Source organism: Pseudomonas sp. Irchel s3b2, from assembly GCF_900187445.1.
Taxonomy (GTDB): domain Bacteria; phylum Pseudomonadota; class Gammaproteobacteria; order Pseudomonadales; family Pseudomonadaceae; genus Aquipseudomonas.
The window spans coordinates 124,257-136,891 of record NZ_FYEB01000005.1 but is presented as its reverse complement, the minus strand read 5'-3'; the positions used below and the strand labels follow the sequence as shown (position 1 = coordinate 136,891).

At 61.8% G+C, this 12,635-nt stretch carries 10 protein-coding genes and 1 pseudogene; all 11 read left to right on the top strand.

What is annotated here, in order from left to right; all coding sequences use genetic code 11:
* Window positions 1-53 precede the first annotated feature (53 nt).
* The 11 genes and pseudogenes from CKW20_RS13990 to CKW20_RS13940 all read left to right on the top strand — a co-directional run bounded on the left by CKW20_RS13990 (window position 54) and on the right by CKW20_RS13940 (window position 12,628).
* A complete protein-coding gene (locus CKW20_RS13990; protein WP_095053429.1) occupies window positions 54-926 on the top strand; it encodes a DNA/RNA non-specific endonuclease in 873 nt (290 codons plus the stop codon).
* Between the two features lie 111 nt (window positions 927-1,037).
* A complete protein-coding gene (locus tag CKW20_RS13985) occupies window positions 1,038-1,199 on the top strand; it encodes a DUF2986 domain-containing protein (protein WP_095053428.1) in 162 nt (53 codons plus the stop codon).
* Window positions 1,200-1,593: 394 nt separating this feature from the next.
* Entirely contained in the window at window positions 1,594-2,319 is a 726-nt protein-coding gene (locus CKW20_RS13980) for a cupin domain-containing protein (RefSeq protein WP_095053427.1), read from the top strand.
* A gap of 51 nt (window positions 2,320-2,370) precedes the next feature.
* Entirely contained in the window at window positions 2,371-2,919 is a 549-nt protein-coding gene (locus CKW20_RS13975; protein ID WP_095053426.1) for a 2,4'-dihydroxyacetophenone dioxygenase family protein, read from the top strand.
* A 23-nt stretch (window positions 2,920-2,942) separates the two neighbouring features.
* Window positions 2,943-4,190 (top strand): CaiB/BaiF CoA-transferase family protein, encoded by a 1,248-nt coding sequence (locus CKW20_RS13970; RefSeq protein ID WP_095053425.1) that lies wholly within the window; start codon window positions 2,943-2,945, stop codon window positions 4,188-4,190.
* Window positions 4,187-4,951: an enoyl-CoA hydratase-related protein gene (locus CKW20_RS13965; RefSeq protein WP_095053424.1), complete on the top strand. Its 765-nt coding sequence runs from the start codon at window positions 4,187-4,189 to the stop codon at window positions 4,949-4,951. Before CKW20_RS13970 ends, CKW20_RS13965 begins: the two co-directional genes overlap by 4 nt.
* Complete coding sequence (locus CKW20_RS13960; protein WP_095053653.1) at window positions 4,948-6,744, top strand: acyclic terpene utilization AtuA family protein; 1,797 nt, start codon at window positions 4,948-4,950, stop codon at window positions 6,742-6,744. The genes CKW20_RS13965 and CKW20_RS13960 overlap by 4 nt, the downstream gene beginning before the upstream one ends.
* On the top strand, window positions 6,741-7,901 hold the full coding sequence (locus CKW20_RS13955; RefSeq protein WP_095053423.1) for an acyl-CoA dehydrogenase family protein: 1,161 nt from the start codon (window positions 6,741-6,743) through the stop codon (window positions 7,899-7,901). Before CKW20_RS13960 ends, CKW20_RS13955 begins: the two co-directional genes overlap by 4 nt.
* 168 nt (window positions 7,902-8,069) lie before the next feature.
* Window positions 8,070-9,170 (top strand): SMP-30/gluconolactonase/LRE family protein, encoded by a 1,101-nt coding sequence (locus CKW20_RS13950; RefSeq protein ID WP_218228004.1) that lies wholly within the window; start codon window positions 8,070-8,072, stop codon window positions 9,168-9,170.
* Window positions 9,171-9,333: 163 nt separating this feature from the next.
* Window positions 9,334-11,226, top strand: a complete 1,893-nt coding sequence (locus CKW20_RS13945; RefSeq protein ID WP_095053422.1) for a DUF1302 domain-containing protein — start codon at window positions 9,334-9,336, stop codon at window positions 11,224-11,226.
* Between the two features lie 27 nt (window positions 11,227-11,253).
* Window positions 11,254-12,628: pseudogene (locus CKW20_RS13940) on the top strand (DUF1329 domain-containing protein).
* Window positions 12,629-12,635 lie beyond the last annotated feature (7 nt).

Sequence of the window (12,635 nt, the reverse complement as noted above, 5' to 3'; positions counted from 1 at the left end):
GAATCGGGACTCGTCGTACGTTTACCCCTCAATCCAATTCGAAGATTTAAAGCATGCACCTACGCAAAATTGCAGTTGGGCTGTCGGCCCTTGTTTTGCTCTCGACCGGGGCAGAAGCCCGCAGTCTGCTGGATCTCGTCAAGCCGCCCACCCAGCATCAGGAACAAGTGTCCCGCTCGGGCTCGGTCAGCCAGAACGCGGCCCTTGGCCTCTATTCAAACAAACAGAAACAGGCATCGTTTGATGGCTGCGCAGATCTGTTCCCGGCTGCGAAACCCATCAACATGGCCTCTGTGCCTGCAACAATGAAACCCATGGCCCTGTGCTCCGACAACTTTGCGGTGCTGTACTCGCAAACCAGCAAGACGCCACTGGTAGTGGTCGAACGCCTCAATGCCGCGCAACTGCAGGATGCCAAAGGCGAGGAGCGCACCAATCAGTTCTACCCGGACCCACGCATCCCCAAGAGTGGGCGGGCAGAGTTGAGCGACTACCGTAGCCAACATCCGGCCGTGGACCGCGGCCATCAATCCCCGGCAGCCGATGCTCCGAACCCCAATGCAATGGCCCAATCCTTTGCGCTGTCGAACATGGTGCCGCAAGACCCAACCAACAACCGGAAGATCTGGAGCAAGGTCGAGGCCGATGTCAGAAAGTTCGCCAAGCGAGCCGATGGTAATGTTTTTGTCTTTACCGGCCCGCTCTTTGACGCGGGCCACACCACCATCGGCGACAACAAGGTCTGGGTGCCGAGCCGCCTGTTCAAGCTGGTTTACGACGCATCGTCCAAGCGTGCCTGGGCCTACGTACTACCCAACGCTGAAACTCGCATCGAGAGACCGATGGACTATGACGCTTTCGTGAAGACTACCGGGCTCAAATTGCTTGGAAATCTACCGGTCACAGGTTCTGTAGGGCGCTCTTGATGGCTTGATGCATTACACCCCAAAGGCTGGATACAACCGATGGGGTGTTTCATTCTGGCCCAATATTTTAAGCTGATATCATTCAAGAGCTTACAAACCGAGTAGAAAAATATGAATCGTCGTAAAAAAATAAAGCAGTTATTAAAGGCTCACGCCAAAAAGGCTAGTGCCAAATTGGCACCGCCAAGCAAGTCCAAATACATTAGTAAAGCTGACCGATTGAAGCTGGCTGCTGAATCCAGTCAGGACTCAATCATTTCTTCTGAGAGCTGATCTATGGAGCTTGAGTTCCACCGGAATTTACGAATTTGATTGGCCTATTCATTCCGATGGCACGTACCGCGAGGACGCGGCCTGACAATTCATTCAAGCCGTAGCCGCTTCGCGGCTCTGAATCGAACCAGATTCCCTGGGTACATTTGATTGGCCGCTTTTGGCCGTTATCTACCCGATACAAAAGCCAGTTATCCCTGGCAACGCAGCCGGCCCGATGCGCCCGAACTTGGGATACACCGCCAATCACCGTCCGGCCAGAATCTCTGCAGTCACCCTCCTGAGGTGCTTGACGAAGGTCTTTTTTCGTGGCAAAACTCCTAACATTAGATCTTTAGACGTATTTCAAATCGGAGGTTCGATGCTTACGCGAAACGCTCAGGATTCAGCCGTAATGAAAGCGATCCCCACTGTGATCAGGGCGGCGGACCTAGCCGCCTACTCGCCGGCGAACCACACCGGCACCTCCAACGTGCGCGTGATTGGCCCTGAGACCGTGGGTGCCACGGCACTCGAAGTGCTGGTCGGTACGATCGTGAAATCCCATGGTGCGAAGCCGCATGCGCATCCCCACCTGGAGCAATGCGCCTACATGATTGAAGGCACCGGCGAGTCGCAAGCGCAGGGGCGCGTCGACGTGATGGCCCCCGGAACCTGGACCTACGCGCCAGCGGGCGTATTCCATTCGTTTCGCGTGACCAGCGACCAGCCCGGACGACTGTTGGTCGTCTATGCGCCGCCTTATGGCGAGAGCCCGGCGCACACGATCACGGAGCCCGACCCTGCGGTCGCTGAGTGCGGCGAAGTCCGCGTGCTTGCCGCCACCGAAGCTGCCCTCCCGATCATCCCGCTCATCGATCGCGACACCGTCGGCGCGCAATGGGTCGACATCTCGGCGCTGCGGATGTGTGCCGGCAGCGCATTGGCCTGCACGACCGAGAATGAGGCCGAGCAGGTGCTCTACGTCGAAGACGGACAGATCGAGGCGCACGTCGACGGGCAGGACTTCCAGCTCGCGGCGGGTGACTTCCTGTTTCTTCCTTGCGGGGTCACCACAGCCCTGCGCTGCCCGCCAGAGCAGCCCGCAGCAGGCTTTCTCATCAAAGGACGGCTTGCGTAAAGAACAGCTTCCGTCAACCGCTTTACTCACAACAACAAAAGGAAACAACGCATGAACGCAAAACTTCCTACCCAGCAAACCACTTCCAGCGGCGCGCCGTTGCCGTTGGTCGGCCTCCCGCAGGACACTCTGCTGACCGTCAATGTCGAGCAGATCCCACTAATCAAGAATGTCTTCCCAGGCATCCACATTCAGCCGCTACGCATGGACCCGGAGCGCGGCGAGTGGGTCATCAAGGCCATCGTGGAACCCGGTTGCTCTTTGCCGATTCACTACCACACCGGTACGGCGCAGGTCTGGACAATCCAGGGTTGCTGGATGTATCGCGAATACCCTGACCAGCCTCAGACCGCGGGCTCCTACCTGTTCGAGCCGGGCGGCTCGGTGCACACCTTCTACACCCCCGAGTCCAATACCGAGGACACCATCACCATCGCCTGGATCGAAGGCGCGCAGGTCAGCTTCAACGAGGACGGCACCTTCCACTCGCTCAATGACGCGCTTTCGGTCCAGTACGCGCTCGAGTCCCTCGCGGCGGCGCGCGGTATCGCACCGTTGCCCTACATCCGCGGCAACAGCGCCGACATAGCCGGTTCCTGACCGCAAAGAGGAGCACGGACCGAATGAATAACAACTCAAGCCAGGGTGGGCCGCTCGCCGGCCTACGCATTATCGACATCACCGAAGTCGTCATGGGACCTTCGGCCACGCAGATGCTGGCTGACCTTGGCGCCGATGTGATCAAGGTGGAGCCGCCCGGTGGCGATATGCTGCGCGCCACCGGGCCCGGTGGCCGCGCCGGCGCCGGTCCGCTGTTCCTCAACCTCAACCGCAACAAGCGCAGCATCGTGCTGGACCTTAAGAATCCTGTCGGCAAGGAGGCGCTGCTGAAGCTGGCGCAGACGGCCGACGCGCTGATCTACAACGTGCGGCCGCAAGCCATGCAGCGGCTCGGGCTGGATTACGAAGCGGTACGGCAGGTGAACCCGGGCATTATCTATGTCGGCACCTTCGGTTTCAGCCAGCGCGGCCGCTATGCAGCCTCGCGCGCCTTCGACGACCTGATCCAGGCCGCCGTCGCGATCCCCGAGGCCAGCGTGCGGGCGGGGTCCGAGGTACCGCGCTATGCGCCGCTCAACCTCTCGGACCGGGCGACGGGCCTGTACGCGTTCGGGGTGATCTGCGCGGCGCTGCTGTCGCGCGAACGCACGGGACGCGGCCAGTCGGTCGATGTGCCGATGTTCGAGACGACCGCGCAGATGATGCTGGGCGATCACCTCTACGGCCACACGTTTATCCCGCCGCGCGGTGGCTTCGGCTATCCGCGGTTGCTCAACCCGCAGCGCCGGCCATACGCCACGCAGGACGGTCTTGTTTGCCTGGTCGTCTACACCGACGAGCAGTGGAAGGCCTTCATGCGCGTGGTCGGCGAGGCCGAGCGGTTCGAGAGCGACCCGCGGTTTGCCGACGGCGAATCACGTACGCAGCACGTCGAGGTGCTGTACGAAATCCTCGCCGACAACCTGAAGTCGAAGACCACGAAAGAATGGCGCGAGCTGCTGGAGCCACTCGGCATTCCGGTACTCCCGGCGCATACCTTCGAGACCCTGCTGGAGGATCCGCACCTGCAGGACATCGGCTTCTTCCAACAAATCGACCACCCCACCGAGGGCGTGCTGCGGACCATGGCGGTGCCGAGCGAATGGCCGCAATCGCCGCTGCCGGCGTTTCGCCCGCCGCCGCTGTTGGGTGAGCACAGCGAGGAAGTGCTCGCGGAGGCTGGCTACTCGTGCGAACAGATCCGCAAGATGGTACTGACCAGCGTGACCCAGGTGACGACGGTCCCCAAGGAAACGGAGGTCAGGGCATGACGACGGTCCTTCAAGAAAACCGGCAAGACGGTCGGCTGATTCTCACCATCGATCGCCCGGAGCGCCGCAATGCGCTCAACGCGGACGTCATCGCGGCGCTGCAGCAAGCCATGCAGCGCGCCCGGGCGGACGACTCGATTCGCGCTGTCGTGCTCACCGGCACAGGCGACGAGGCGTTCTGCGCCGGTGCCGATCTGGGCGCGGATGCCTTCGCATTCGACTACGCCACGCCAACCATCGCCTATGCCGACCTGCTGCGCACTGCCCGCACGCTCGACGTGCCGCTCATCGCGCGGGTCAACGGTGCCTGTATGGCCGGCGGTATGGGCCTGCTCGCAATGTGTGACCTCGCCATCGCTGCCCCGCACGCGATCTTCGGCCTGCCAGAGGCAAAGGTCGGCGTGTTCCCGATGCAGGTGCTCGCCGTGCTGCAGGCTCAGGTGCCGCAGCGCTGCCTGGTGCAACTTTGTCTGACGGGTGACCCGATCGATGCCGCGAGAGCGCGCGAAATCGGCCTGATCAATGAGGTGGCGGATGACCTCGACGGTGCACTCGAGCGCTTGCTGTCGCGACTGCTCGGCAACTCACCCACCGCGCTACGCCGCGGCCTGTATGCGATGAAGGCAATGCGCTCGATGGCGTTCGAAGAGGCGATCGCGTTCGGCGAAGGCCAGATTGGCCTGCTGGCCATGACGCAGGATGCGCGCGAGGGCATCGCCGCATTTAAGGAAAAAAGGAAACCGCAATGGACCAACAAATGAATTCGCAAGCCGCGGACCAGCTCGTGCGCATCGGCGGCGCTTCGGGCTTCTGGGGCGACAGCAGCCTCGGACCTATGCAACTGGTGCGCCAGGGCGACATCGACTACCTGGTGTTCGACTATCTCGCAGAGCTGACGATGTCGATCCTCGCCGGCGCACGCATGAAGCGTCCCGAGGAAGGCTATGCCATCGACTTCGTCACGGTGGCACTGCGCTCGGTGCTGAAGCAGGCGGTAGAGAAGGGCATTCGCATCGTCAGCAACGCCGGCGGCGTGAACCCGAAGGGCTGCGCCGCGGCGGTGCAGGCTCTGGCCGATGAACTGGGCGTGGCGGTGCGCATCGCGATTGTCGAAGGCGACGATGTGCTGCCACTCGCGGCTGCCATGCGGGCGGCCGGCACGGTCGGAATGTCCAACGGCGAACCGATGCCGGAACGGTTGGTGACGGCCAATGCCTACCTTGGCGCGCTGCCGGTCGCTCAGGCGCTCGACGCCGGTGCCGACATCGTCATCACCGGCCGCTGCGTCGACAGCGCGGTCACCCTCGGCGTGCTGATGCACGAATTCGGCTGGGCGCCTGACGACTTCGACCGGCTGGCCGCGGGCAGCCTCGCCGGCCACATTATCGAATGCGGCTGCCAGGCCACCGGCGGCTTGCACACTGACTGGGCCACGGTGCCCGACTGGGCCAACATCGGTTATCCAATCGTGGAGTGCCGCGACGATGGCAGCTTCGTCGTCACCAAGCCCGCGGACACCGGCGGGCTCGTCTCTCCCGGGACGGTCGGCGAGCAACTCCTGTACGAGATCGGCGATCCGGCCTGCTATCTGCTACCGGATGTCATCTGCGACTTCCGCCAAGTGCGCCTGGAGCAAGTCGGGTCGCATCGCGTGTTGGTGACCGGTGCGCGCGGCCTGTCGCCGACCGCTACCTATAAGGTCAGCGCCACTGCGCCGGCAGGCTTCAAAGTGTCCGGGCAGCTCACCATTGTCGGGATCGATGCCCCCGCAAAAGCCAAGCGCACCGGCGAAGCGCTGCTCGAGCGTGGCTGCCGGTTGCTGCGCGAGAACGGATTCGCGGACTTCCTCGCGACGCACATCGAGCTGCTCGGCACCGAATCGGCCTATGGCCCGCTCGCCCGGCCGTTGCCGACGCGCGAAGTGGTGCTGCGCCTGACCGTAACGCATGCGGACCGGCGTGCGCTGGAGATGTTCAGCCGCGAGTTCGCCGCCCCCGGCACGTCCTGGTCGCCGGGCACGACCGGTTCAAGTGGCCGTCCCTCCGTGTCGCCGGTCTTGCGGCAGTTCGCCTGGCTCATTGCGAAGGAGCGGGTGACGCAGACGGTCACGCTCGGCGAGATGACGTTCACCGTGACATTGCCGCCGTCATCACCGCAGGAGTCGCCGGAACGGCTGGCTCCCATCGAGGGTGCGCTGCCCGCCGGTCCTCGCCAGACCGTGCCGCTCGTGAGAATCGCGCTCGGGCGAAGCGGCGACAAGGGCGACACGTCCAATATCGGCCTGATCGCCCGCCATCCGGCGCTGTTGCCGGTGCTGATCGAGCAGGTGACGCCCGAACGCGTGAAGGATTACCTCGGCCACCTGGTGCAGGGGCCGGTGCATCGATACGAACTGCCTGGCATTCACGCCATCAACCTGCTGTGCGAGCGCGCGCTGGGCGGCGGTGGGATGGCGTCGCTGCGCAATGATCCGCTCGGCAAGGGTATGGCGCAGATGCTGCTCGACCTGTCGGTCGAGGTGCCCGAAAGCCTGCTGCAGGAGCTGCCCGCATGAATTTCGATTTATCGGACGACCAGCTCGCGATTCGCGACGCCGTCGAGGCGATCTGCGCCGACTTCGGTGCGGATTACTGGCTCGGGTGCGAGCGCGACGGGCGCTGGCCGAGTGAATTCTGCGACACCGTCGCGCGCGGCGGCTGGTTCGGCGTGACCATGCCCAAGGAGCATGGTGGCGCCGGCCTCGGCCTCTCGGAAGCCGCAATGGTGATGCGCACCATCGGCAAGCTCGGCTCGGCGGCGGTGTCGTCGGTGCATCTGAACCTGTTCGGCCCGCAGCCTGTGGTCGTATTCGGCAGCGAGGCGCAGAAGCGGCGCTTTCTGCCGCCATTGATCGAAGGCATGGATCGCGCTTGCTTCGGCGTGACCGAGCCCAACATCGGCTCTGATACCACACGTATCAGAACCTTCGCGCGCCGCGCGGGCGACCGCTACATCGTCAACGGCCAGAAAGTCTGGACCTCGACCGCGCAGCACGCCAACAAGATCCTGTTGGTAGCCCGGACAACGCCGATCGAGGAATGCGTGAGGCCGATGGACGGCGTCACGCTGTTTTATACGGACCTCGACCGCGCGCATGTGCGCATCTGCGAGATCGAGAAGATGGCGCGCAAGGCCGTGGACTCGAACGAACTGTTCATCGACGGGCTGGAGATCCCGGTCGAGGATCGCATCGGCGAGGAAGGCCAGGGGTTCAAGTACCTGCTGCACGGCCTGAACCCGGAGCGCATCCTCGTTGCGGCTTCTGCGCTCGGTGCCGCGCAGACGGCGCTGACGCGTGCGACGGACTATGCCAGGGAGCGCGTCGTGTTCGGGCGGCCGATCGGCATGAACCAGGCGATCCAGCATCCGCTGGCCGAATGCTGGATGCGTCTGCAAGCGGCCGAGCTTCTGATGTGGAAGGCGGCTGCGCTCTACGACGCCGGCAAGCCCTGCGGCGTCGAGGCCACGGCGGCGAAGTACCTGGCGGCCGAGGCCAGTTTCGAGACGTCATTGCGTGCGGTGCGCACCCATGGCGGATTCGGCTACGCCACGGAGTACCACGTCGAGCGAGGCCTGCGAGAAAGCGTGCTGTCGCTGGTCGCGCCGGTGACCCAGGAGCTCGCGCTGTGCTACGTCGCCGAACAGGCGCTTGGCCTGCCGAAGTCATATTGATCTGAGCAACGCGAGATAAACCGCATCCGAGCTTGAGCACGGGCCCTGCTGTCGCCCGGGTTACGGCGCACCTGTGTGCAGGATTTGACTCGCAAAGTGTTGTAGCTCGCTCGCAGGCGGCATTGGCCGCGGAGCGCGTCCAGAAACGCATATAACAATGAGAACGACATGAACATGAACAGAGCGAAGACGATTCCGATGTTGTTGGTGCTGGCGTTCCTGGCGACGCCGCTCGCCACAATGGCCTGGGAGCGGGGCAAGGTAGAGACATTCGCCACGTTGCCCGCCGGTGAGGCACATCCCGAGGGGATCACGGTGGACCGCGAGGGCAATGTCTACGTCGTCACGGTAGCGGCGGACAAACCCAGTACGAGCGAGGGAGTGCTTCTCGTGTTCGACCCGCAGGGCAAGCATTTGCGCACAGTCAGCATCAAGGGATCGAGCAGATTGTTGCTTGACCTCGGCTTTCATCCCCAGACCGGCCAGTTGCTCGTGGTCGACTTCAAGGCCGCGAAGGTCCTGAGCGTCGATCCCAAGTCGGGTGCCTCGTCCGTGTTCATGACGGTCACGGGCCAGCACCCCGGCCTCGACGGTATAACGTTCGACCCCGCCGGCAACGTGTACGTGACCGATGCGCACCAGGGCATCATCTGGAAAGTCGGACCCGACGGCGGCGAAGCGTCGGCATGGGTCACCAGCCCTCTGCTCAAACCGACGCGGATACCGCCCACCATCGGCGCCAATGGTCTGAAGTTCAATAACCAGAAGACGGCGGTGTTCATCGCCAATACGGCGAACGACACCATTATCAGGATACCGGTGACCGGTCCGACGCTCGAACCCGGCACGCCTGAAGTCTTCGTCAACCGTGTCGGCGGCGGTCCCGACGGTCTGATCATCGACGAGCACGACAACCTTTGGGTCGCATGCAACCAGTCCAACGAGATTCTCGTGCTGGAACCGACCCTGGGTCGTGTGGTTGCCAAGCTCGGCGATTTCGGCGGAATCAATCCCGACGGGATGCCCATCGGCTTTCTTTGGTCCAACAGCCTCGTGTTTCACGGCGACGATGTTCTTGTTACCAACCTGTCGTTCGATATCGAGACGGTTCTATCGCAGCTTAGCGATGAGCTCGGCTTGACGCATCTCGTACCCAAGACTCTGCGGACCATCGATGGACCGTGGGCTCGCCAGATAAAGGTTCACACGATATCGAAAATCAAGAAGCGCATACCTGCAGCAATGGACGTTTCCGGGACAACGAAGTGACAACCGTTGCCCGCACCGCGTTGCGAGCGGCGTGAATATTAAAAAAGCCAGGAGGACAGTTTCATCACAACGTTTGAGGGCTAGGTCGTGAGCGTGGTCGGCGCTGCCGGCAAAAGTATTGCGCGTACCAATCCATAAAAAAAACATAGATGGAGTAGCGTCAATGACAAAAAACCCCCGGCTCTGGCGGCTGGCAAGATTGCCCTTGGCCGTCAGCCTCGCTTCCACATTCGTCGCTCCGGCATTCGGAGTTACCTTCAACATCGGGGAGATTGAGGGCCAGTTCGACTCCGCGCTTTCCGTGGGCGCCAGTTGGTCCATGCGTGGGAGCGATCCGGACCTCATCGGGGTCAACAATGGTGGCAATGGCCTGTCCCAGGCCACCGACGATTCCCACCTGAACTTCAAGAAAGGCGAAACCTTTTCGAAGATCTTCAAGGGCATTCATGACCTCGAACTCAAGTACGGCGACACCGGCGCCTTCGTCCGTGGCAAGTATTGGTACGACTTCGAGCTCAAGGACGAGAGCCGTCTGTTCAAAGACATCGACGATCACAACCGCAAGGAAGGCGCGAAGTCTGCTGGCGGCCAGGTCCTCGACGCCTTCGTCTACCACAACTACGCCATTGCCGAACAGCCAGGGTCCGTGCGTCTGGGCAAGCAGGTCGTGAGCTGGGGTGAAAGTACGTTCATCGGCGGCGGTATCAACACGATCAACCCGATCGACGTATCGGCATTCCGCCGTCCGGGCGCCGAGATCAAGGAAGGCCTGATTCCGGTCAACATGTTCTATGTGTCCCAAAGCCTGACCGAACACCTGTCGGCCGAGGCCTTCTATCAGCTGGAGTGGGACCAGACGGTGGTGGACAACTGCGGCACTTTTTTCTCTCAGCCTGACACGATTGCCGACGGCTGCACCGATAACCTGCGCGTCCTGAGAAAGGCATCGAGCCTGAGTCCTGCTGCCTTGGGGGCCCTGAGTCAGTTTGGGGTAAATGTGAACGAGGAAGGCGTGCTGGTTCCCCGCGGTCCGGATCGCGATGCGGATGACGATGGCCAATACGGCCTGTCTTTTCGCTACTTCGCCGAGCCGATGAATACCGAGTTCGGCGCCTATTTGGTCAACTACCACAGCCGGTCACCGGTTTTCAGCAGCACGAGCGCTACCCAGGCGCAACTCAATACCATCAACGCCGGTTTGCCGCACGTTCCAGCCCTTGGCGCCAGCAACCCGGCCAACCTTCGCTCCTTGGCCGTCGCCGGTTCCTCGAACTACTTCGTCGAGTACCCAGAGGACATTCATCTCTATGGCCTGAGCTTCTCCACCACGCTGCCCACCGGTACTGCGTGGAGCGGCGAGGTCAGCTACCGTCCTAACCTGCCGGTTCAGATGAACACCACGGACATCCTCTTCACGGGCGTCGATTCCCTTGGCGGATTGTTCAGCAACGCTTCGCTGCTGCCAGGTCCTGCGGGACAGGACGTGCACGGCTATCGTCGCAAGGAAGTGACCCAGTTCCAGACCACCTTCACGCACTTCTTCGACCAAGTCATGGGGGCTAGCCGTCTGACCCTGGTGGGTGAGATCGGCGTCGCTCATGTCGGCGGCCTGGAAAGCACTTCCGATGTCCGTTATGGCCGTGACCCGGTCTTCGGTCCTGGCCCGTTGCCGGCCACTGGGTCAATCAATACGTGCGTGGCGCTGAACACTGGCGCCCTGGGCAGCGCCACTGCGCAGAACGTCAGCAAGTACTGCGAAGACGATGGTTTCGTCACCAGCACTTCCTGGGGTTACCGCATGCGCGCCTTGTGGGACTACAACGACGTGTTCGCCGGTGTGAACCTCAAACCCAGCATCGCCTGGTCCCATGACGTCGATGGTTATGGTCCAAATGGTCTGTTCACCGAAGGCGCCAAGGCAGCCAGCCTGGGCCTGGATGCCGAGTACAACAATACCTACACGACGAGCCTCTCTTACACCGACTTCTTCGGCGGCAAGTACAACACCTCGATCGACCGCGATTTTCTCGCGCTCAGCTTCGGCATGAATTTCTAAGTGGGCTGGAATCTTGAGGAAACAACAATGAAAACAACAAAGAGTCTGCTGCAAACCGGCGCCCTGGCGCTGACCCTGATGGCCTCCAGCGTCATGGCCGCAGTATCTGTTGATGAAGCGGCCAAACTGGGTGCCAGCCTGACCCCGGTAGGTGCCGAAAAATCCGGCAACGCCGATGGCTCCATCCCTGCATGGACCGGCGGCCTGCCGCAGAATGTCGGTAGCGCCGACGCCGCGGGCTTCCTGCCTGATCCTTTCGCCAACGAGCAGCCGCTGTTCACCATCACCGCGAAGAACGTCGACCAGTACAAGGACAAGCTGACCCCCGGTCAGCTGGCGATGTTCAAACGCTACCCCGACACCTACAAAATACCGGTGTACAAGACCCACCGCACGGCCATGCTTCCGGCCAAGGTGATCGAAGCCACCAAGTACAACGCCACCCACACCAAACTGGTGGAAGGCGGTAACGGCCTGGAGGACTTCCATAGCTCCAATCCCTTCCCGATTCCGAAGGACGGCCTCGAAGCAATCTGGAACCATATCACCCGTTATCGCGGTGGCAGCGTGAGCCGCTTTGTGACCCAGGTGACTCCGCAGACAAACGGTTCCTACAGCCTGGTGTATTTCCAGGACGAGTTCACCTTCCGCGACCAGTTGAAGGACTACGACCCGAGCAAACCGAGCAACGTCCTGTTCTACTTCAAGCAACGCGTGACTGCACCGTCGCGTCTGGCGGGTAACGTCTTGTTGGTGCACGAGACCCTGAACCAAGTGAAGGAGCCGCGCCTTGCCTGGCTCTACAACGCTGGCCAGCGTCGTGTGCGGCGTGCCCCGCAGGTGTCCTACGACGGCCCGGGTACTGCTACCGATGGCCTGCGTACCTCCGACAATTTTGACATGTACAACGGCGCTCCCGATCGTTACGACTGGAAGCTGGAAGCTGGAAGGCAAGAAGGAGATCTACATCCCCTACAACGCCTACAAACTGGACTCGCCGAAACTCAAGTACAGCGACATCATCAAAGCCGGTCATATTAATCAGGACCTGACCCGTTACGAGTTGCACCGCGTGTGGCACGTGGTGGCCACCCTGAAGCCCGGCGAACGCCACGTCTATGAGAAGCGTGACTTCTACATCGACGAAGACACCTGGCAAGCCGCTGCCATCGACCATTACGACGGGCGTGGCATCCTGTGGCGCGTGGCCGAGGGGCATGCCCAGTTCTACTACGACAAGCAAGTGCCGTGGTACACGCTGGAGAGCCTCTACGATCTGGTGTCCGGTCGCTATGTGGCGCTGGGCATGAAGAACGAGGAGAAACAGTCCTACGACTTCAGCTACGCCGCCGGTGAAAGCGACTACACGCCGGCTGCGCTGCGTCAGGAAGGTGTTCGCTAACGTTGCG